Genomic DNA, 20,856 nt, shown 5'->3' on the forward strand with positions numbered 1-20,856 from the left:
TGTCCCGTCGATCCTAGCCGTGAGGCAGCCAACTTTAACAACGGGCGGTGGGATGAGATGATGGATGAAGCCCCTTGGGAGTGGAATGAGCAAGCAGACCAGGCACAGCAGGCACGACACCGACGTTCACAGCATTTCCGACGCCCGGGAGTCCCACACCGACGAAATGCGCTCGCGCATGATCAAGTACTCGATCTCAATGGGCATCCGGATGGTATGCCTCATCCTCGTCTTCTTCGTCGAAGGGTGGATGGTGTGGGTTGTGATCGCGGGGGCGGTGCTCCTGCCCTACTTCGCCGTCATCATCGCCAACGGGGGCAGCGACACCAGCGACATCCGCCACACCGACGCCCTGCTCGACCGCGCGCCGGTGCGCGAAATTGAAGCCCCGACCAGCCCGGTCGAGACGGAGGACCCCGGTCCAGACGTCCTGACCGGGGAGATCATCGAGGAGGAGCGTTTGGCACCCACCGATGACCACAATGAGAACGACGATCCGCTGCGCGGAAGGACGGACACCGCCGCGTGAGCACACCCGGTTTCAACATTTTCGACTCCCTCTCGGGTGCCCCTCAGCAGGCGGCCGAATCGACGGTCTGCTCGCGGAAGGGCTGCCGCGAGGCGGCCGAATGGCAGCTGCTGTGGAACAACCCCCGCATCCACACCCCTGAGCGCCGCAAGGCCTGGGCCGCCTGCGCCGCCCATGTCGACTGGCTGCAGGACTACCTCCAGGTCCGTGGGCTCTGGAAAGAGACAATAACGCTGGCTGGCGGTGCGTCCTAGGTGTACCGGTTCCTGATCTCCCGCCGCTGGCTCGGCTGGTTCGCGCTGGTGATGGCACTGGCGGCGGCCTGCGCCGCACTGGGCATGTGGCAGCTGGAGCGGCGCAATGCGGTGGTGTCCGACATCGGACGCATCGAGGCGAACTACGAGAAGTCCCCCGTGCCCTACGCAAAAGGCACAACCGACTTCGCCACCTACGATCCCCTGCGGGAATGGACTCCGGTTCGGCTCACCGGCGAGTACGACACGGCGGGGCAGGTCGTGGTGCGTAACCGCCCGATGAACGGCCAGCCCGGCTATGAGGTGCTCACTCCGCTGCGCCTGGCCGACGGCACGGCTGTCATCATCGACCGGGGCTGGCTGCCCATCGGCAATGACCGGGCGGGGAGGCCGGATTCGATCCCCGCACCGCCGGAGGGAACCGTCACGGTCACGGCGCGCATCAAGCCCGGTGAGCCGGCAGTGAATCGGGGCGCCCCGGAGGGCCAGGTCGCCTCGATCGACCTCAAGGGGTACGCCGCGAAGCTCGGCTACCCCGTACAGACCGGCGCGTACGGGCTCATGGCCGCCGAGGACCCCGCGCCGGCGGTCGCCCCCTCGCAGTTCCCCAAGCCGTCACTGAACGAGGGACCGCACCTTTCCTACTCCCTGCAGTGGTTCGCCTTCGGCGTGCTGCTCTTCGTCGGGCTCGGCTATGCCGCCCGGCAGCAGGCCCGCCTGGACCGCGAAGAGGCGGGAGGCCGGCCGGAGGCGACCCGGCGTCCCGGGCGGCGCCCCACGGCCGAGGAGGCCGAGGACGCGCTCCTGGACGCCCAGGGCTACCGCTGAGCCGCTAGGCCAGCGTCACGAGGTCGAGGTAGTCCTCGTTCCACAGGTCCTCGACGCCGTCAGGCAGCAGCACGACCCGCTCTGGCTTGAGGGCCTCGACGGCCCCCTCGTCGTGGCTGACCATGACGACGGCGCCGGTGTAGTTGGCTAGTGCCCCAAGGATCTCCGCCCGGCTGGCGGGGTCGAGGTTGTTGGTTGGTTCGTCGAGCAGCAGGACGTTCGCCGAGGACGCCACGATGGTCGCCAGCGCGAGGCGCGTCTTCTCACCGCCGGAGAGCACCCCGGCGGGCTTTTCGACGTCGTCGCCGGAGAACAGGAACGACCCCAGGATGCCGCGCACCTCGGCGTCCTTCATGTCCGGTGCCGCGCTCTTCATGTTCTCGAGGACCGTCCGCTCGGTGTCGAGTGTCTCGTGTTCCTGCGCGTAGTAGCCGACCTTGAGGCCGTGGCCCGGGATCACCCGGCCCGTGTCGGGGGTGTCGACGCCGGCGAGCATGCGCAGCAGGGTCGTCTTCCCCGCACCGTTGAGCCCGAGGATGACCACCTTGGAGCCGCGGTCGATGGCCAGGTCCACGTCGGTGAAGATCTCGAGGGACCCGAAGGACTTGCTGAGGCCCTCGGCGGTCATCGGAGTCTTGCCCGAGGGCGAAGGGTCGGGGAACCGCAGCGCGGCGACGCGGTCGCTGGCACGGACCGCATCGAGGCCGCCCAGGAGCCGCTCGGCGCGCTTGGCCATGTTCTGGGCCGCAACGGCCTTCGTGGCCTTGGCGCGCATCTTATTGGCCTGGTCCATGAGGACCTGGGCCTTCTTCTCGGCGTTGGCGCGCTCCCGCTTGCGGGCGCGCTCGTCGGTCTCACGCTGCAGCTGGTACCGCTTCCAGCCCATGTTGTAGATGTCGATGGTGGCCCGGTTCGCGTCGAGGTGGAACACCTTGTTCACTGTGGCCTCGAGCAGGTCGACGTCGTGGCTGATCACGATCAGCCCGCCCTGGTGGGTGCGCAGGAACTCGCGCAGCCAGGTGATGGAGTCGGCGTCGAGGTGGTTCGTCGGTTCGTCAAGGAGCATCGTCTCGGCGCCCGAGTACAGGATGCGGGCCAGTTCCACCCGGCGGCGCTGGCCGCCGGAGAGCGTGCGCAGCGGCTGGTTCAGGATGCGCTCGGGCAGGGCGAGGTTGGAGGAGATCGCCGCGGCCTCGGCCTCGGCGGCGTAGCCGCCGCCGGCGAGGAACGCCGCCTCGATCCGGTCGTAGCGGTTCATGGCCTTGGACCGGACCGAGGTGTTCTCGCTGGCCATATCCTCCTGCGCCTGCCGGAGGTCGCGGACCACGGTGTCGAGGTTGCGCGCGGAGAGAATCCGGTCGCGGGCGAGCTGGTCCATGTCGGGTGTTCGGGGGTCTTGCGGCAGGTAGCCGATCTCCCCGCTGCGTGAGACCGAGCCGGCCGCCGGCAGGGATTCGCCGGCGAGGACCTTGGTCATGGTGGTCTTGCCGGCGCCGTTCCGGCCGACGAGGCCGATCTTGTCGCCGCGGTCCACGCGGAAGGACACCGACTCCATCAGCAGCCGGGCTCCTGCTCGCAGCTCAAGGTTCGATACGGTAATCAATTCCGTGGCCTTTCGGTGCCCCTGTGCGCTGCACAGGGGCATTTTTTGTCGATAATCTACAAAGGAATGTTGCGGTTCCGGCGCTATTCTCGGGATGAGACGCAATGCGGTTGTCACATTGCCACAATGCCGCATCCACTCTGGATGCTGCCTCGATCCAATACCGCGAGGAAGAAACCATGAGCCAGGCCCACCCGAGTTCCTCCGGGGCAGCTGTCGTATCCCGTCGACGCGCCCGGAAGCGGTGGAGTTCCACCGATCTGTCATTGATCGCAGTGTTCGCCGCGCTTATTGCCGCCCTCGCAATCGTACCCGGTATCCCGGTCGGCGCGCTCGGGGTGCCGATCACGCTGCAGACGCTCGGGGTGATGCTCGCCGGGGTGGTCCTCGGTCCCGGCCGGGGTGGGGCCGCCGTCGGGCTGTATGTCCTGGCGGGACTGGCCGGCCTTCCGATCTTCAGCGGCTTCCGCGGCGGCCTTGCCGTCCTCGCGGGACCGTCCGCCGGCTACCTGATCGCCTTCCCGCTGGCCGCGATGCTCGCCGGCTTCCTCGCCACCGTGCTCCTGCGCCGGACCCGCAGGTTCCGCGTGGGCGTGCTGTTCATTGCCTGCTTCACGGCGAGCCTCCTGCTCATCCACCCGCTCGGAATCACCGGGCTGGTGGTCAACGGCGGGCTGAGCGTAGGAGATGCGATCGCCGCGGACGCCGTCTTCCTGCCCGGAGACGTTCTAAAAAACCTGCTCGCGGCCGGCATCGCGGCTGCGGTGCACCGGGCGTTCCCCCGGCTGCTGCCGCGCGCAGGCGCCGCTGCGTCGGGCCATGATGGCGCCGAAGGAGCCGCACGCACGGCATGATCCGTTTCACCGATGCGTCAGTCACTGCCCCCGGAGAGGACGGCGGCAGCCGCACCATCCTGCACCCGGTCACCCTCGAGCTGGGCGAGCACCGCATCTCGGTGGTCGGCGCCAACGGCTCGGGGAAATCGACGCTGCTCAAACTGATCAACGGGCTGACGCTGCCCACCTCGGGCAGCGTCAGCGTCGACGGCCTCGACACTGCCCGGCGCGGCAGGGAGGTCCGCCGCAAAGTCGGCTTCGTATTCACCGATCCCCTGTCCCAGCTGGTCATGCCCACGGGCCGCGAGGACGTCGAGCTGTCCCTGCGCGGCCGGATCCGGCGCGCGGATGAGCGCCGGGCGGCCGGCATGGAAGTGCTTGAGTCCTACGGCATCGGCCACCTTGCGGACCGCTCGATCTACGACCTTTCCGGCGGTGAGCGCCAGCTCCTGGCGATCGCGGTGGTGGCGGCAGTCGATCCCGAAGTCCTCGTCGCCGACGAGCCAACCACCCTGCTCGACCTCCGCAACGAGCAGACCATCCGCACCGTGCTCCGCGGACTCCCCCAGCAGGTGCTCTTCACCACCCACAACCTCTCCTTCGCCCAGGACAGCGACCGCACCCTCGTGCTCGACGACGGCCGCGTGGTGTTCGACGGCGACCCGGTCGACGCCGTTGCCTTCTACCAGGAGCTGTGCCTCCGGTGAGGGGCCATGGCCAGCTCCTCGGCCTCTACGTTCCCGGGCAGTCGCTGCTGCACCGCGCTCCGCTGGCGCTCAAGGCCCTTCTCTGCGTGGGGGCCAGCACCCCGGTGGTGCTGATCCGCCAGCCGCTCACCACCGCCGCCGGGCTCGTTCTGTTCCTTCTCCTGATGACCCTTGGTGCCCGACTGCCGCTGCGGAAGGTGCTCGGCGCCCTGGTGCCTGCGCTGCCCGTGCTGGCCCTGCTCGCTCTCTATTCCGGGTTCACCCGCGGCCCGGAGGCCGCCTTCGTGGTGCCCGGAGGCATCGCCGTGTGCATCCTGGCGGCCCGTCTGCTGACCGTCACCACCCCAGGGCAGGAACTGCTCGACGGGCTGGTGCGCCTCGTGCGTCCGCTGCGGCGGCTGGGAGCCGACCCCGAACGCTTTGCCCTCGCCCTGTCCATCATGGTGCGCAGCATCCCGTACCTGGTGGGTTCGCTGTCGGACCTGCGGGACGCGGCGAAGGCCCGCGGCCTGCAGCGCAGCCCGCGGGCCGTCGTGGTCCCGGTGGTGGTCAACGCCGTCGCCTATGCCCAGGCCACCGGCCAGGCCCTGGCCGCCCGGGGCCTCGGCGAGCACACGGATAGTGATGACGAGCCCTAGGGCGCCGCACCTCGGAGGGAACTTTTGGAGAATTCACCGAGGTGGTGGAGGGCTTGTCTGCCGCGAGGACCTCTTGCGTGGCGGCTGTCCCTCAGGTTCCGAGGACGGCAAAGGGGCGGCTCCATGGGAGCCGCCCCTTCTCGCTTACATGCGCGCCGGAGCGCGGACCTGCGGTCGTCCTAGATGTTGAACCCGAGGGCGCGCATCTGGTCGCGGCCGTCCTCGGTGATCTTCTCCGGGCCCCACGGCGGCATCCACACCCAGTTCAGCCGCCAGTCGTCGACCACGCCGTCGAGCGCCTGGCCGACCTGCTCCTCGAGCACATCGGTCAGGGGGCACGCGGCGGTGGTGAGCGTCAGGTCGATCAGGAGGGCGCCGTCCTCGGCGTACTTCAGCCCGTACAGCAGGCCCAGGTCAACGACGTTCACCCCGAGCTCGGGATCGATGACATCCTTCAGCGCCTCTTCGACGTCTTCGAGCGCTGTCTGCGCTGCTTCTACTTCACTCATCGTTTTTCCTTTCCCGGACGGGGACGTCGGGCCTACGCCTCGACGGCGGGGGTGGTTGCTGCGAAGCGGTCGTAGCCCTCTTCTTCGAGCCGGTCGGCGAGCTCGGGGCCGCCCTCTTCGGCGATGCGTCCGTCAACGAACACGTGCACGAAGTCGGGCTTGATGTAGCGGAGGATGCGCGTGTAATGGGTGATCAGGAGCGTGCCCATCTCCCCCTTTTCGTGCTCGCGGTTCACGCCCTCGGAGACGACCTTGAGTGCGTCGACGTCGAGGCCGGAGTCGGTCTCGTCGAGGATGGCGAAGCGGGGGCGGAACAGCTCGAGCTGGAGGATCTCCACGCGCTTCTTCTCGCCGCCGGAGAAGCCCTCGTTGACGTTGCGCTGGGCGAAGTCGGCGTCGATGCGCAGCTGGGACATCGCCTGCTTGACGTCCTTGGTCCAGTGGCGCAGGCTCGGTGCCTTTCCATCGAGGGCCGTCTTGGCGGTGCGCAGGAAGTTGGTCATGGTCACTCCGGGCACCTCGACCGGGTACTGCATGGCCAGGAAGAGCCCGGCGCGGGCGCGCTCGTCGACGCTCATGGCCAGGACGTCTTCGCCGTCGAGGGTGATGGAGCCGCTGTCGACGGTGTACCGGGGATGGCCGGCGATGGTCGAGGCCAGGGTGGACTTGCCCGAGCCGTTGGGGCCCATGATCGCGTGGGTCTCACCCGTGTTGATGGTGAGGCTGACGCCTTTGAGGATCTGCTTGGAGCCCTGCTCCGTCACGATGCTGACGTAGAGGTCCTTGATTTCAAGGGTGGACATCTGTTTTCCGTTCTCCTTTGCCCTGGCGGCCAGGGCGTCGTCTAAGTGTGCTGGTGCCGGGCCGGTCAGCCGAGCTGGGGGGTGGGTGCTCCGTTGGTGACCGTGGTGATGTCCACGTACACATTGTTGTCGCGGATCTCCAGGGCGAACACCGGAACCGGCTCATAGGCCGGCAGCTGGAGGGGAGCGCCGCTGCGCAGGTCGAACTGGGACCCGTGGCCCCAGCATTCGATGGCGCAGCCCTCGACGTCGCCCTCAGCAAGGGAGATGTCGGCGTGGGAGCAGGTGTCCCCCAGAGCGTGGATGTCACCCTGGGAGTCCCGCACGATCGCGACTGGGTAGTCATCGATGAGCACGCGCAGGGCCTGCTTGATCTCGATGTCGTCGACGCTGCAGATCAGTTCACCCCTCGGGGTGGCCTCCGCGCTCACAGGTTGCCTGCCGCGAGCTCGTTCTCGAGGGCCAGCGCGAGGCGCTCCTCGAGGGCAGGGACCCGAATCTGCTGGATGACCTCGGTGAGGAAGCCGCGCACCACGAGGCGGCGGGCATCCTGCTCGGGGATGCCGCGGGCCATCAGGTAGAACAGGTGCTCGTCGTCGAAGCGGCCGGTGGCGCTGGCGTGGCCGGCACCCTCGATCAGGCCGGTCTCAATCTCGAGGTTGGGCACCGAGTCCGAACGCGTCCCGTCGGTCAGCAGCAGGTTCCGGTTCACCTCGTAGGTGTCGGTCCCTTCGGCTTCCTTGCGGATCAGCACGTCGCCGACCCAGACGGTGTGGGCGCCCTGTCCCTGGAGCGCGCCCTTGTAGGTCACGCGGGACTTGCAGTTGGGCACCGCATGGTCCACCAGGAGGCGCTGCTCAAGGTGCTGGCCGGCGTCGGCGAAGTACAGCCCGTACATCTCGACCTCGGCGCCCGGCGCGGTGAACACCGAGGACGGGGTGAGGCGGACAAGGTCGCCGCCGAGGCTGACGACGACGTGCTTGAAGCGGGCGTCGCGTCCGATCTTCGCCTGCTGCGAGGAGACGTGGACGGCGTCGTCGTCCCACTCCTGCACGCTGACAACGGTGAGCTGGGCGCCGTCGCCGACGACGATCTCGACGTTCTGCGCGAGCGTCGCCGAGCCGGAGTGGTCAAGGACCACCACTGCGGTGGAGAACGCCCCGGCCTCGAGAATCAGGTGCTGGGCCGCCGGTGCCTTGTCGGCGCCCAGGACCGTGACGGTCACCTCGGCGTCGGCCACGGTGTTGGCGGGGATGGTGACGACGGTGGCGCCCTCGGCCGCGGCCCAGGCCGCCGCCGAGATGCGGTCCTCGGGGGTGGCGGCGGAGCCGATCCGGGCGTCGGACCTCCCGACAGTCTCCACCTCGATGTTGGAGGCGCCGGAGACCCGCACTGAGGGACCGGTCCCGGTGAGGGGGTCGGTATGGAGCCCGCGCAGGCGGTTGAGCGGGGTGAACCGCCAGTCCTCCTCGCGGCCGGTGAGCGGGGCGAAGTCCTCAAGCCGATAGGACTTCAGCCGCTCCCCGCGGGAGGCCTCAGGGACCACCGGGGCGTTGCCGTGGCTGTGCTTCTTCAAGCCGTGCTGGGCGGTGCCGGTGTTCAGCTCCGAGAGGCTCTCACCCTCCTCGCTGAAGCCCGCGATCGCTGCGGGCGCCGAGGACGGCGCACCGATCCGTGCCTTCTCGGCGGGCACTGCGGCGCCGGCCGGTCCGGTCTGGGGCGCTTCGTTGTTCATCTTGGTCGCTTCAGCCATTGCTAGCCTACGGCCCCTTCCATCTGGAGTTCGATCAGGCGGTTCAGTTCGAGCGCGTACTCCATGGGGAGCTCGCGGGCGATCGGCTCGATAAACCCGCGCACGATCATGGCCATGGCCTCGTCCTCGGGCATGCCCCGCGACATCAGGTAGAACAGCTGCTCCTCGCTGACCTTGGACACTGTGGCCTCGTGGCCCATCGTCACGTCGTCCTCGCGGATATCGACGTACGGGTAGGTGTCCGACCGGGAGATGGTGTCGACCAGCAGCGCGTCGCAGCGGACCGTGTTGGCGGAGTTCTTCGCGCCTTCACGCACTTGGACCAGGCCCCGGTACGCGGCGCGGCCGCCGCCGCGGGCCACCGACTTCGAGATGATCGAGGACTTGGTGTTGGGTGCGATGTGGACCATCTTCGACCCGGTGTCCTGGTGCTGACCCTCACCGGCGAACGCGATGGACAGGGTTTCGCCCTTGGCGTGCTCGCCGACGAGGTAGACCGCCGGGTACTTCATGGTGACCTTGGAGCCGATGTTGCCGTCGATCCACTCCATGGTGGCGCCCTCGTGGGCCACGGCCCGCTTGGTGACGAGGTTGTACACGTTGTTCGACCAGTTCTGGATGGTCGTGTACCGGACGCGGGCGTTCTTCTTCACGACGATCTCGACGACGGCCGAGTGAAGCGAGTCGGAGGTGTAGATCGGGGCGGTGCAGCCCTCGATGTAGTGGACGTAGGAGCCCTCGTCGGCGATGATCAGGGTCCGCTCGAACTGGCCCATGTTCTCGGTGTTGATCCGGAAGTAGGCCTGCAGCGGGATCTCGACGTGGACGCCCTTGGGCACGTACACGAAGGAACCGCCCGACCAGACCGCCGTGTTCAGCGAGGCGAACTTGTTGTCGCCCACCGGGATGATCGAGCCGAAGTACTCCTTGAAGATATCCGGGTGCTCGCGCAGCGCGGTGTCGGTGTCGAGGAAGATCACGCCCTGGCGCTCGAGGTCCTCACGGAGCTGGTGGTACACCACCTCGGACTCGTACTGGGCCGCGACGCCGGAGACCAGGCGGGCACGCTCGGCCTCGGGGATGCCGAGCTTCTCGTACGTGTTGCGGATGTCCTCGGGGAGGTCCTCCCACGTGTTGGCCTGCTTCTCGGTGGAGCGCACGAAGTACTTGATGTTGTCGAAGTCGATCCCGGAAAGGTCCGCGCCCCAGGAGGGCATGGGCTTCCGGTCGAAGTACTTCAGGCCCTTCAGGCGCAGGTCGAGCATCCACTCGGGCTCGTTCTTCTTCGCCGAGATGTCGCGGACGACCTCTTCGCTCAGGCCGCGGCGGGCGTTGGCGCTCGCCTCGTTCTTGTCGGCCCAGCCGTACTGGTAGGTGCCGATGCCCTCGAGTTCCGGGTTCTTTTCCAGGATGTCGCTGATGACCGACTCCGGGACGGGGGTCGGGGTCAGTGGCTTCTGGTCTACTTGATCCGTCATCACGGCCTTCCTTGCTGATGGTTTGGCAAATTCGAGGAGCGGGGTGCGGCGCCGGGCTCGGCGCGGGAGGCACCCGCCGGGGGCGCGGCTGATGAGCGCCCGAGGGGAATGTGGGTGGTGCAGACATGGCCGCCGCTGGCCAGGGTGGAGAGCCTGCGCACGTCGACGCCGAGCAGCCGGGAGAACGCCGCCGTCTCCTGGTCGCAGAACGCGGGAAAATCAGCGGCGAGCTGCTGCACGGGGCAGTGGCCCTGGCAGAGTTGGACACTGAGCAGGGTGCCGCGCGGGGCGGCTCCCCCGGCGGCCGGCCGAGCGGCGCCGGCCGAGCCAACGACCCGGGCCGAGCCGACAAATCCGTCGGTGCTCAGTGCCTCGGCGAGTGCGCGGGCGCGGGCCTCGAGGTTGGGCCCGGCGGCCTCGATCAGCGGGCGGTAGCGCTCCTCCATGCCAGCGAAGCGGGACCGGGCGAACTCCGCCACCGCGTCGGGGCCGGCGGCCGCCCCCAGCTGCTGAAGGGCGGCACGGGCGATGTCGAGGTAGTCGTTGCCGAGCCGGCTCTGCCCGCGCTGGCTGAGCACGTAGCGCCGCGCGGGCCGTCCGGCGCCCGTCGCGGTGCTTCCGCCGCGCTTGACTTCGATGAGCCCGTCACGGGACAGGGCGTCGAGGTGGCGCCGGACGGCGGCCGGGGTGAAGCCGAGCCCGCTGCCCAGTTCCGCGGCGCTGACCGGCCCGCGCTCGAGCACGGCCGAAAGGACCCGGTCGCGGGTGCGCTCGTCGGTGTCGCCCGCAGCGGGGGAAAGCCCCGCCCGCCCGGCGGTATGGTCAACCACACTCATGTCGTCATCCCTCCCGCCCGCGTCAAAAAATACACAACACAATCATGACGTAATGTGCCTTCCGGTGCCAGTAAGGGCAGGCTTCCCCCGCAGTCGACCTCTACAAGGGCGGTTACTACGTACCGTAGAATAGCCGGGTGCACCATACAGCCGCCGCCCTGGTGATCGAGGGCCTCACCAAGGATTTCGGGCCGGTCCCCTCGCTCGACGGCCGGATGGTCCGGGTGCTCGACGGGGTCCACCTCGAGGCGGCGATGGGCAGCGTCACCGCGATCCTTGGCGCCAACGGGGCCGGCAAGACCACGACGCTCGAATGCGCGCAGGGCCTCCAGCGCCCCACCGCCGGCACGGTCCTGCTCCTCGGCGAGAACCCGCACCGCGCGAGTCCCCGGCTGCGCGCCCGTGTCGGAGTCATGCTGCAGGACGGCGGGCTGCCTCCTTCGGTGAAGCCGATGGCCCTGCTGCGCCATGTCGCCTCCATGTACGCTGATCCGCGGCCGATCGATGAGCTCGCCGAACGGCTGGGGATCGACGACTTCGGCGGCACGGCCATCCGCCGCCTCTCCGGCGGCCAGAAGCAGCGGCTCGCCCTCGCGTGCGCCCTGATCGGGCGGCCCGAGGTGCTCTTCCTGGATGAGCCCAGCGCCGGGCTCGACCCCCAGTCACGCACCATCGTGTTCGAACTGATTCAGGAACTGCGCGCGGCGGGACTCGCGATCATCCTCACCACCCACCTGCTCGACGACGCCCAGAAGCTTGCCGACTACGTCTACATCATGGAGGGCGGGCGCACCGTCGCCCAGGGCACCGTGGCCGACCTGACGGCCGGAGCAGCTCCGGAGAACTTCAGGGAACTGCGATTCCATACCGTGCCCGGCCTTCAGATTCCGCCCGGAATTCTGCCGCACCTTCACCGCGCGGAACCGGAGCCGGGGCACTACCTGGTCAGCGGCGCCCTCACCGCGGCCGACTTCGCGGCCCTGGCCCAGTGGTGGGACTCCGAGGGGATCCTGCCGGTATCCGTGACCATGGCCCCTCGATCCCTCGAAGACGTTTTCCTCGACATCGCCGGACGGAGCATCCGATGACCTCTGCCGCCCCCCTCGCCCGGAGGGTGCTGCGCCACGGTGGCTACGAGGCCGCCGCGATGCTCCGCAACGGCGAACAGCTCGTGCTCGCCGTCGCCCTGCCCCTGCTGGCCCTCGCCGGCCTCGTGGCCACGCCCCTCCTCGACGGCTACGGTCCCAGCAGAATCGACACCGCGGCCCCGGGGGTGCTCGCGCTGTGCGTCATGTCGACGGCGTTCACCGGCCAGGGGATTGCGACCGGCTTCGACCGCAGGTACGGGGTGCTCCGGTTCCTCTCGACCACCCCGCTGGGCCGCTCCGGCCTGGTCTTCGGCAAGGCCGCGGCCGTGGCCGTGGTGCTGGCACTGCAGGTGGTGCTCATCGGCGGCGCCGCGGTTCTGATGGGCTGGCGCCCGGAGCTAGCGGGGCTGCCCTGGGCGGTCCTGACCTTCGCCCTCGGCGCGGCCGCCTTCACCGCACTCGGCCTCCTCGTGGCCGGGACGCTGCGGCCGGAGGCGACGCTCGCGGTGACGAACCTGCTGTGGATCCTGCTGGCCGCCGCCGGAGGGATCATCCTTCCCGCCGCCGGACTTCCGGCCGCCGTCGAGCCGTTCGTGCGGATCCTGCCGTCTTCCGCGCTGGGCGACGGGCTGCGCGCCGCCTTCCTCGAGGGATCCTTTCATCCCCTGTCCTGCCTGATCCTGCTGGGCTGGGCCGCGGTGGCCAGTGCCGCCGCCGTCCGCTGGTTCCGATGGAGTTGAGAACATGCCGTCTTCTGCCCTGACCCGCCTGCGCTCCCGGCTCCCCGCCACCGAGACCCCCCTCGTCCGGCGGTTGGCCATCGCATCCCTGGTGTCCCAGATCGTCATCGTCGTCACCGGCGGAGCGGTGCGGCTCACCGCGTCGGGCCTTGGCTGCCCCGAGTGGCCGCGGTGCACCGCCGACTCGATCGTGAGCACCCCGGAGCTCGGCCTGCACGGGGTCATCGAGTTCGGCAACCGCCTGCTCACCTTTGTGCTGGTGGTGATCGCGGTCGCCATGCTGGTGTCCGTGCTCAACCTGCGCCGTCAACGCCGGGATCTCTTCCGCCTCTCGGTGGCGCTCCTGGCGGGCATCCCCGCGCAGGCCGTGATCGGCGGCGTCACCGTGTGGACCGACCTGAACCCGTGGGTGGTCGGCTGGCACTTCCTGGTCTCCATGGCCCTGGTGACCGTCGCGACGGTGCTGGTGAACCGGACCCGGCTGACCACCGCCCAGAGCCGGGAGCGCCTGCCGCAGGCGGCCCCGCGGATCCTGCGCCAGCTCCTGGCGGTGATTGCCGTACTGACCGGGCTCGTCGTCGTGCTCGGGGTAATCGTGACCGGTTCGGGCCCCCACGCCGGAGATCACGGAGCCGCCCGGAACAACCTCGACCCGGAGCTGATGACCCGCATCCACGCCGCACCGGTCTACCTCCTGGTGATGACCGTGGCGCTGGCCGTGGCGCTGGCCTTCCGGTACCGGGTGGCGCCGGCCCTTCGCCGGTCGCTGGTGCTCTTTGCCGTCGTGGTCCTGGCCCAGGGCGCCGTGGGGTACGCCCAGCATTTCCTTCACCTGCCGGTGGGGCTGGTGGCCCTGCACCTGCTCGGTGCCTCCCTGCTGACCGCAGCGGCGGTCCACGCCGTCTACACGGGGTATACCCGGCAGCCGGCCGGCGCCGCTGCCGGGACTCCAGGGCAGGTCAGGACACCGGTCCGCTGAGGGCCAGCGCTTCCTCAACCACGTCAACGAGCCGAGCCAGTTCGCGCTGTTCGCTGCCCGGGACCGGGAGCAGCGGCAGGCGGGGATCCCCCGCGTCGATGCCGCAGACGCGCGCGAGCAGGTGCAGCCCGCTGATTTTGCGCAGGTTCACCACGTGCTGCACCACCGGTAGGAGCACCCTGCGGCACTCCGCCACACCGGCAGCGTCCCCCGCGGTGACCGCAGCGCGGAACCGGGCGTAATAGGCCGGAAGCAGCGCGGCCGGACCCGTGTGCCAGGCGTCCGCCGCCAGCTCCCCCGAGGCGATCAGCAGGTCGCCGCTCAGGCCGTGGCTGAAGCTGGCGTCCGTCAGCGAGCGGAGGCGGTCATACCGCTGCTGGAAGGAGTTAACGTCCGCGGCGGTGTCCTTGAACGCCACCACCGAGGGAAGCGCAAGGAGTTCCGCCACCAGTTCTAGCCCGTAGCTGAACTGGGTGGTGCTGGGGTTGTTGTAGAGGCAGATCGGCAGGTCGGTCGACTCCGCGACGGAGCGTACCTGGAAGGACACCTCATCCTCGGTCAGCGGCACATAGGAGACCGGCGAAAGGACCAGACCCGACGCTCCGGCACGTTCGGCGGAGCGGGCGGCCGCCAGCACCTCGCGGGTTCCCACGGAACTGATGCCGACCACCACCGGCACTGTACCTGCGGCCGCTTCGACGGCGGTGCGGGCCACCGCGTCGCGTTCGGCCGAACTGAGGAAGGCGAAGCTCCCGGAGGAACCGAGGACGGCGATGGTGTCGGCTCCCGAGACCGCCAGGGAGGAGACCAGGGCCGCGAGTTCGGGGGTGTTCACCCCGCCGTCGGCGGTGAAGGGCGTGATGGGGTAGGCGACGAGCCCGGTGAAAGTCATGCCCCCATGCTAACGGCGCAGGTCTCCCGCGCTAGAAGACGGGGCCGCCGACGAACGGGTCGATCGCCAGGGCGAGGAAGAGCACCGTGAGGTAGCTGATCGACCCATGGAAGACCTTCATGGCCGCCCGGTTCTCAAGGGTTCCCCGGCGGGCCTTGGCGTGAAGGCGGTGGGTCTCCCGGATGAACCAGGCGCCGGCAGCCGCGGCGGCCACCGTGTAGACCCAGCCGGCTCCGGCCGGCACCAGCAGCAGCGAGCACGCGACGGTCGCCCACGCATACAGGACGACCTGGACGGACACGACGCGCGCCCCGGCAATTGCCCCGAGCATCGGGACGTTCGCGGCGTTGTAGTCGTCGCTGTACTTCATCGACAGCGGCCAGTAGTGCGGGGGCGTCCAGAGGAAGATGATGAGGAACAGCACGACGGCGGGCCACTCAACCGAGTTCGTCACCGCAGCCCATGCGATCAGCACCGGCATGCAGCCGGCGGCACCGCCCCAGATGATGTTCTGCGCGGTCCGGCGCTTGAGGATGAGGGTGTAGACAACGACGTAGAGGAAGATCGCGGCGACGCCCAGCCAGGCCGCCAGCGGGTTCGCGCCCCACCACAGGATGCCGATGGCCGCGGCGCCGAGCGCCCAGGCGAAGACCAGCGCCTCCCGGGGGGTGACCTCCCCCGTCACCAGTGGGCGGTTCGCCGTCCGGTGCATCACCTTGTCCATGTCGCGGTCGATGTAGCAGTTGAAGGCGCCGGCGCTGCCGGCTGCGAACGCCCCACCCACCATGGTGGCGAGGATCAGCCCCGGGTGCGGGAACCCGCCGTGGGCGAAGATCATCGTGGGAAGGGTCGTCACCAGCAGGAGCTCGATCACCCGCGGCTTGGTCAGGGCGAGATAGGCCCTGGCTTTGCGCCCGACGCCCCGTCGGGCCCGGGGCGGCCGTGCCGGCGCAGAAACCTGCTGGGTCTTCACAAGGCAACACTTTCATTTCTTTTGGGGCAAAAGACAGAATCATCATACCCTTTTACGCCGCGTAGAAATCGGGCCCTATCTACCCCGCCGCGCGGGGTGGATGCCGGAAGCAACCACCCGTGATATTGCTCACCAACGTTTCGTGACTTTTTGGGGAATGGACGGCAACATCTCTGACTTGTTACCCAGTGAACTTCCTTTGATGCGAGGAAGGGATATGGTTGGTTTTGAAGCCCAAGGGGCCCTCCTGCGGGGGTGCCTGCATCACTGGGAATATACGGATAAATGCAGGATTCAACGGTGAACGGCCAGCAGGCTGCGGGTGCCTCCGCGTACCCCTGCCCCCAGCTCCCCACGGCGCCGTGGCGCTGGCCGACCTGGACAGAGAAAGGCCCGGTCAACGTGGCACAGATGCAAGAGCAGGAACTTAACTGGAGCGAACTGGACGATAAGGCGGTGGACACCATCCGCGTCCTCGCCGCGGACGCAGTGGAAAAGGTGGGCAACGGCCACCCGGGTACCGCGATGAGCCTTGCTCCCGCCGCCTACCTGCTCTTCCAGAAACTGATGCGCCATGATCCGTCCGACCCGGAATGGACCGGCCGCGACAGGTTCGTCCTCTCCCCCGGCCACACGTCGCTGACTCTCTACATCCAGTTGTACCTGGCCGGTTACGGCCTGGAACTCGATGACCTCAAGGCGCTGCGCACCTGGGGATCGCAGACCCCGGGGCACCCCGAATACCGCCACACCAAGGGCGTGGAGATCACGACCGGCCCGCTGGGCCAGGGCCTGGCAACCTCCGTCGGTTTCGCCTTCGGCCAGCGCCGCCAGCGCGGCATGTTCGACCCCGAAGCCCCCCAGGGTGAGAGCCCCTTCGACCACACCATCTGGGTCATCGCCTCCGACGGCGACCTCCAGGAGGGCGTCACCTCCGAGGCCTCCTCGCTGGCCGGCCACCAGGAGCTCGGCAACCTCGTGGTGATCTATGACGAGAACCACATCTCCATCGAGGATGACACCGACATCGCCTTCACCGAGGACGTGCTGAAGCGCTATGAGGCGTACGGCTGGCACGTCCAGCGGGTCGACTGGACGAAGACCGGGGAGTACGTCGAGGACGTCGACGAGCTGTATGCCGCCCTGGTCGCGGCGAAGAATGAAACCTCGAAGCCCTCGATCGTGTCCCTCCGGACGATCATCGGCTGGCCTGCCCCCAACAAGCAGAACACCGGCAAGATCCACGGCTCGGCCCTCGGCAAGGATGAGGTGGCCGCGCTGAAGCAGGCCCTGGGCTTCGACCCGGAGAAGCACTTCGACGTCGACCCCGAGGTCCTGGCGCACGCCCGGAAGGTCGTTGAACGCGGCACCAGCGCCCACGCCGACTGGGACACCACGTTCGACGCCTGGCGTGGAGCCCACCCGGACGAGGCGAAGATGCTCGAGCGCATCGCCTCCCGCACCCTCCCCGAAGGCTGGGAGGAGGCACTGCCCGATTTCCCCGCCGGCAAGGACATGTCCACCCGCGCCGCCTCCGGCAAGGTCCTCACCGCCATCGGCCCGGTCCTTCCGGAACTGTGGGGCGGCTCCGCCGACCTCGCCGAGTCGAACAACACCACCATTGAAGGCTCCCCGTCATTCGTGCCGACGAGCCGGCAGACCGAGGCATGGTCGGGCAACCCGTACGGACGGGTGCTGCACTTCGGCATCCGCGAGCACGCCGCCGCAGCCATCGTCAACGGCATCGTCATGCACAGCAGCACCCGCGCGTTCTCCGGCACCTTCCTGATCTTCAGCGACTACCAGCGGCCGGCAGTGCGCCTCGGCGCCCTGATGGGCGTGCCGGCGATCTACGTCTGGACGCACGACTCCATCGGCCTCGGCGAAGACGGACCGACCCACCAGCCCGTTGAGCAGCTCTCCTCGCTGCGCGCCATCCCCGGCCTCGACGTCGTGCGCCCCGGTGACGCCAACGAGGTCGCCGTGGCCTGGCGGACCATCCTGGAGAACACCCAGAACCCCGCTGGCATCGTGCTGACCCGGCAGAACATCCCCACGTACGAGCGCGGCGACGGCGCAGCCACCGGTGACACCTTCGGTTCGGCCGAAGGCGTGGCCAAGGGCGCGTACATCCTCGCCGAGGCACGCAACGGCGCCCCCGAGGTCATCCTGATGGCCACGGGTTCCGAGGTGCAGCTGGCCGTCTCGGCCCGCGAAACCCTCGAAGCCGAAGGCATCGCCACCCGCGTCGTCTCGGTGCCCTCGCTCGAGTGGTTCAACAGCCAGGACGAGGCGTACCGTGAGTCGGTGCTGCCGCGCAGCCTCCGCGCCAGGGTGTCCGTCGAAGCGGGCGTGGCCCAGAGCTGGCAGGGCCTGCTCGGGGACGCCGGCCGTGCCGTGTCCCTCGAGCACTACGGTGCCTCGGCCGACTACAAGACCCTCTACCGCGAGTTCGGCATCACCGCGGAGGCCGTCGTGGCCGCCGCCCGCGACTCAATCAGCGCCGCCGCCGGCACCCCGCTGGCAGCCAACGGCACCCCGGCGATGCCGTCGGGCGCCCGCGCCACCGAGACCGGCGACCACCAGTAGCCCGTCCGCTTCCGTCCGACACAAGTGTCCGTGAACGCGGACTCAAAGGAGAATCAAATGACTTCCAACCCAACGGCCGACCTTTCCTCGGCCGGCGTCTCGATCTGGCTCGATGACCTGTCCCGCGAACGCATCAACTCCGGTGCCTTCAAGCGGCTCATCGAAGAGCTCAACGTCGTCGGTGTCACCACCAACCCCAGCATCTTCGCCGCCGCACTGAAGCAGGGCGAGTCCTACGCCTCCCAGGTCGGCGCCCTGGCCCAGGCCGGCGCCACGCTCGACCAGGCGGTCTTCGACATCACCACCCACGATGTCGCCCAGGCCTGCGACATTTTCGCCGAAGCTGCGAAGCGCACCGGCGGCTTCGACGGCCGCGTCTCGATCGAGGTCGACCCCCGCCTGGCCCGCGATACCAAGGGAACCATCGAGGAGGCCAAGCGACTCCACGCCAAGGTCCAGCGCACCAACGTCCTGATCAAGATCCCTGCCACCGTCGAGGGCCTTGAGGCGATCTCGGAGACCATCGCGGCGGGAATCAGCGTCAACGTCACCCTGATCTTCTCGCTCGAGCGCTACCGCGAGGTCATCAACGCTTACCTGGTCGGCCTTGAGAAGGCGAAGGAGAACGGGCACGACCTGAGCAAGATCCACTCCGTCGCCTCCTTCTTTGTCTCCCGCGTCGACGCCGAGATCGACGGACGCCTCGACGCCCTGGGCACCCCCGAAGCCAAGGCCCTCAAGGGCAAGGCCGGGCTCGCCAACGCCCGTCTGGCCTACCAGGTGTACGAGGAGCAGTTCGCCACCGAGCGCTGGCAGGTCCTCGCCGGTGCCGGCGCGAACCCCCAGCGTCCGCTGTGGGCCTCCACCGGGGTCAAGGACCCGTCACTGCCCGACACCCTGTACGTGACCGGCCTTGTCGCGCAGGGCGTCGTCAACACGATGCCGGAGAAGACCCTGGAGGCGACTGCCGACCACGGCGTCATCGAAGGCGACACGGTCACCGGCACCTACGAGGAGTCCAACACCATCCTCAACGACCTCGATGGCCTGGGGATCTCCTACAAGGAGGTCGTCGAGCAGCTCGAGACCGAAGGCCTCGACAAGTTCGTGACCAGCTGGTCCGAACTCCTCGAGACCGTCCAGACCGCACTCGACACCGAAGGACGCTGATAGCGATGGGTTCATTCGAGCTCGCCGCCTCCGGCGCGGCCGCGGACGCGGTCGACGCATCACTTCCCACCCTGGTCGAGGACAAGGTCGCCTCCCGGCTCATGGCCAAGGACGCCACCCTCTGGGGCCCCGACGCCGAGCCTGAGGCCTCCATCCGCCTCGGCTGGATCGACCTGTTTGACGAGTCACGCGCGCTGATCCCGCAGATCGCACAGCTCCGCGGGGAGCTCGCGGCCGAGGGCGTCTCCCGGTTCGTGCTGTGCGGCATGGGCGGGTCCTCCCTGGCCCCCGAGGTCATCACCCGGACCGCGGGGGTCGACCTCGTGGTCCTCGACTCGACCGACCCCGACCAGGTCAGCGCCGCCCTCGCGGAGCGCCTCGCCGAGACGGCGATCGTGGTGTCCTCGAAGTCGGGCTCCACCGTTGAAACCGACTCGCAGCGCCGGGCTTTCGAGAAAGCGTTCACCGACGCCGGCATCGACGCGAAGTCCCGCATCATCATCGTCACCGATCCCGGTTCGCCGCTCGACGGTTCAGCGAGGGAGGCCGGCTACCGCCAGGTCTTCAACGCCAACCCGCACGTCGGCGGACGCTACTCGGCCCTGACCGCGTTCGGACTGGTCCCCTCGGGCCTTGCCGGCGCCGACATCGAAGCCCTCGTGGCCGATGCCGAGGAGATCTCCGAGTTCCTCAGTGAGGACGGCCCCGACAACGCCGGCCTGCGGCTGGGCGCCGTGCTCGGCGGCACCAAGCCGCTGCGCGACAAGATCGTCTTCGCCGACGGCGGCTCCGGCCTGCCGGGCTTCGCCGACTGGGCCGAGCAGCTCATCGCGGAGTCAACCGGGAAGCTCGGCACGGGCCTGCTGCCCGTCGTGGCCTCCCTGGACTCCCCCGAGGTCGCCACGGTGGCCGACGACGTCGTCCCGGTCGTCCTGGCCGGTTCCGACGCCGAGGTGTCCGCCGACGGACAGACCCGCGCGGTGGTGAGTGGATCGCTGGGAAGCCAGATGTTCGTCTGGGAGTTCGCCACCGCGGTCGCGGGCCGGCTGCTGGGAATCAACCCCTTCGACCAGCCCGACGTGGAGGCGGCGAAGAAGGCCGCCCGCGGCCTGCTTGACTCCCAGCCCGCTCCGGCTCCGGCGAACTTCGTCGACGGCGCCATCGAGATCCGCGGCGACGCGGAACTGCTCGGGAACGCCACCACCGTCGGGGACGCCCTCCAGGCTCTCCTGGGCACCCTCGAACCCACCGGCTACCTGTCGGTTCAGGCCTACCTGGACCGGCACGCCCAGGCACCGCTCGAGGAACTGCGCAGCCCGCTGGCCGCCCTGACCGGCCGGCCCGTCACCTTCGGCTGGGGCCCGCGGTTCCTCCACTCGACCGGCCAGTTCCACAAGGGTGGCCCGGCCTCCGGGGTGTACCTCCAGATCACCGGCGCCGCCGGCTCCGACCTGGAGATCCCGGGACTGCCCTTCACCTTCGGGGAACTGATCTCGGCCCAGGCCGCCGGGGACGCCCAGGTGCTCGAGACCCACGGCCGGCCCGTGGTCCGCCTGCACCTGACAGACCGCGCGGCGGGGCTGAGCCAGCTCAGCGGCGTCATTGACTTCCTGGCCGGAGCCGGCCGGGAATCCCAGCAGAACGGCTAGCC

The 20,856-nt window shown here is 68.9% G+C and carries 21 protein-coding genes; 12 read left to right on the top strand and 9 right to left on the bottom strand.

Features of this window, described 5'->3' with window-relative positions:
* The first annotated feature begins 85 nt into the window (after window positions 1-85).
* Genes GVV86_RS13255 through GVV86_RS13265 form a run of 3 tightly spaced genes read left to right on the top strand, consistent with a single transcriptional unit; the run spans window position 86 to window position 1,611 of the window.
* Entirely contained in the window at window positions 86-529 is a 444-nt protein-coding gene (locus tag GVV86_RS13255; RefSeq protein ID WP_246199614.1) for a DUF3099 domain-containing protein, read from the top strand.
* Window positions 526-783 carry a hypothetical protein gene (locus tag GVV86_RS13260; protein WP_159801268.1) on the top strand — a complete coding sequence of 86 codons (258 nt, stop codon included), beginning with the start codon at window positions 526-528 and terminating at the stop codon, window positions 781-783. The genes GVV86_RS13255 and GVV86_RS13260 overlap by 4 nt, the downstream gene beginning before the upstream one ends.
* Window positions 784-1,611 (top strand): SURF1 family cytochrome oxidase biogenesis protein, encoded by an 828-nt coding sequence (locus GVV86_RS13265; protein ID WP_159616383.1) that lies wholly within the window; start codon window positions 784-786, stop codon window positions 1,609-1,611. It abuts the gene before it with no gap.
* 4 nt (window positions 1,612-1,615) lie between these two features.
* Here the strand turns inward: GVV86_RS13265 and GVV86_RS13270 are convergent, their stop codons facing one another.
* Window positions 1,616-3,214 carry an ABC-F family ATP-binding cassette domain-containing protein gene (locus tag GVV86_RS13270; protein WP_159616381.1) on the bottom strand — a complete coding sequence of 533 codons (1,599 nt, stop codon included), beginning with the start codon at window positions 3,212-3,214 and terminating at the stop codon, window positions 1,616-1,618.
* 179 nt (window positions 3,215-3,393) lie between these two features.
* Here GVV86_RS13270 and GVV86_RS13275 point away from each other — a divergent pair, with 179 nt between their 5' ends.
* From GVV86_RS13275 to GVV86_RS13285, 3 genes are read left to right on the top strand one after another with little or no spacing between them, the layout of a single operon-like run.
* Complete coding sequence (locus tag GVV86_RS13275) at window positions 3,394-4,068, top strand: biotin transporter BioY (protein ID WP_159616379.1); 675 nt, start codon at window positions 3,394-3,396, stop codon at window positions 4,066-4,068.
* Entirely contained in the window at window positions 4,065-4,757 is a 693-nt protein-coding gene (locus GVV86_RS13280) for an energy-coupling factor ABC transporter ATP-binding protein (protein WP_159616377.1), read from the top strand. The genes GVV86_RS13275 and GVV86_RS13280 overlap by 4 nt, the downstream gene beginning before the upstream one ends.
* On the top strand, window positions 4,754-5,395 hold the full coding sequence (locus GVV86_RS13285) for a CbiQ family ECF transporter T component (RefSeq protein WP_159616375.1): 642 nt from the start codon (window positions 4,754-4,756) through the stop codon (window positions 5,393-5,395). The genes GVV86_RS13280 and GVV86_RS13285 overlap by 4 nt, the downstream gene beginning before the upstream one ends.
* 179 nt (window positions 5,396-5,574) lie before the next feature.
* On the opposite strand, the gene GVV86_RS13290 is transcribed toward GVV86_RS13285, so the two are convergent.
* The 6 genes from GVV86_RS13290 to GVV86_RS13315 form a co-directional block, all read right to left on the bottom strand.
* Window positions 5,575-5,904, bottom strand: coding sequence for a metal-sulfur cluster assembly factor (locus GVV86_RS13290; RefSeq protein WP_120168199.1), 330 nt, complete (start codon window positions 5,902-5,904; stop codon window positions 5,575-5,577).
* 32 nt (window positions 5,905-5,936) lie between these two features.
* Complete coding sequence (gene sufC / locus GVV86_RS13295; protein ID WP_159616373.1) at window positions 5,937-6,707, bottom strand: Fe-S cluster assembly ATPase SufC; 771 nt, start codon at window positions 6,705-6,707, stop codon at window positions 5,937-5,939.
* 65 nt (window positions 6,708-6,772) lie between these two features.
* A complete protein-coding gene (locus GVV86_RS13300; protein WP_159616372.1) occupies window positions 6,773-7,138 on the bottom strand; it encodes a non-heme iron oxygenase ferredoxin subunit in 366 nt (121 codons plus the stop codon).
* A complete protein-coding gene (gene sufD / locus GVV86_RS13305) occupies window positions 7,135-8,460 on the bottom strand; it encodes a Fe-S cluster assembly protein SufD (RefSeq protein ID WP_425513913.1) in 1,326 nt (441 codons plus the stop codon). Before sufD ends, GVV86_RS13300 begins: the two co-directional genes overlap by 4 nt.
* 2 nt (window positions 8,461-8,462) lie before the next feature.
* Entirely contained in the window at window positions 8,463-9,938 is a 1,476-nt protein-coding gene (gene sufB / locus GVV86_RS13310) for a Fe-S cluster assembly protein SufB (protein ID WP_159801266.1), read from the bottom strand.
* Entirely contained in the window at window positions 9,938-10,774 is an 837-nt protein-coding gene (locus GVV86_RS13315) for a helix-turn-helix transcriptional regulator (protein WP_159801264.1), read from the bottom strand. Before GVV86_RS13315 ends, sufB begins: the two co-directional genes overlap by 1 nt.
* Before the next feature lie 215 nt (window positions 10,775-10,989).
* On the opposite strand from GVV86_RS13315, the gene GVV86_RS13320 reads away from it, so the two are divergent.
* The 3 genes from GVV86_RS13320 to GVV86_RS13330 are packed head-to-tail and all read left to right on the top strand — an operon-like array spanning window position 10,990 to window position 13,581.
* The gene (locus GVV86_RS13320; protein WP_159801623.1) at window positions 10,990-11,862 is read left to right on the top strand and encodes an ABC transporter ATP-binding protein; all 873 of its coding nucleotides are present in this window, start codon (window positions 10,990-10,992) and stop codon (window positions 11,860-11,862) included.
* Window positions 11,859-12,602 carry an ABC transporter permease gene (locus GVV86_RS13325; protein ID WP_159801262.1) on the top strand — a complete coding sequence of 248 codons (744 nt, stop codon included), beginning with the start codon at window positions 11,859-11,861 and terminating at the stop codon, window positions 12,600-12,602. The genes GVV86_RS13320 and GVV86_RS13325 overlap by 4 nt, the downstream gene beginning before the upstream one ends.
* A 4-nt stretch (window positions 12,603-12,606) precedes the next feature.
* Window positions 12,607-13,581, top strand: coding sequence for a COX15/CtaA family protein (locus GVV86_RS13330; protein ID WP_159616369.1), 975 nt, complete (start codon window positions 12,607-12,609; stop codon window positions 13,579-13,581).
* Here GVV86_RS13330 and GVV86_RS13335 read toward each other — a convergent pair.
* On the bottom strand, window positions 13,562-14,473 hold the full coding sequence (locus GVV86_RS13335) for a dihydrodipicolinate synthase family protein (RefSeq protein WP_159801260.1): 912 nt from the start codon (window positions 14,471-14,473) through the stop codon (window positions 13,562-13,564). The genes GVV86_RS13330 and GVV86_RS13335 overlap by 20 nt on opposite strands.
* Window positions 14,474-14,504: 31 nt before the next feature.
* Window positions 14,505-15,446, bottom strand: coding sequence for a heme o synthase (locus GVV86_RS13340; RefSeq protein ID WP_159616367.1), 942 nt, complete (start codon window positions 15,444-15,446; stop codon window positions 14,505-14,507).
* A gap of 411 nt (window positions 15,447-15,857) precedes the next feature.
* Here GVV86_RS13340 and tkt point away from each other — a divergent pair, with 411 nt between their 5' ends.
* Genes tkt through GVV86_RS13355 form a run of 3 tightly spaced genes read left to right on the top strand, consistent with a single transcriptional unit; the run spans window position 15,858 to window position 20,854 of the window.
* Complete coding sequence (tkt, locus tag GVV86_RS13345) at window positions 15,858-18,035, top strand: transketolase (RefSeq protein ID WP_159801621.1); 2,178 nt, start codon at window positions 15,858-15,860, stop codon at window positions 18,033-18,035.
* Window positions 18,036-18,092: 57 nt separating this feature from the next.
* Window positions 18,093-19,205 carry a transaldolase gene (gene tal / locus GVV86_RS13350; RefSeq protein ID WP_159616366.1) on the top strand — a complete coding sequence of 371 codons (1,113 nt, stop codon included), beginning with the start codon at window positions 18,093-18,095 and terminating at the stop codon, window positions 19,203-19,205.
* A 5-nt stretch (window positions 19,206-19,210) separates the two neighbouring features.
* The gene (locus GVV86_RS13355) at window positions 19,211-20,854 is read left to right on the top strand and encodes a glucose-6-phosphate isomerase (protein WP_159801258.1); all 1,644 of its coding nucleotides are present in this window, start codon (window positions 19,211-19,213) and stop codon (window positions 20,852-20,854) included.
* Window positions 20,855-20,856 lie beyond the last annotated feature (2 nt).

The sequence above is a fragment of the Arthrobacter zhaoguopingii genome (assembly GCF_009828595.1).
GTDB lineage: Bacteria > Actinomycetota > Actinomycetes > Actinomycetales > Micrococcaceae > Arthrobacter_D > Arthrobacter_D zhaoguopingii.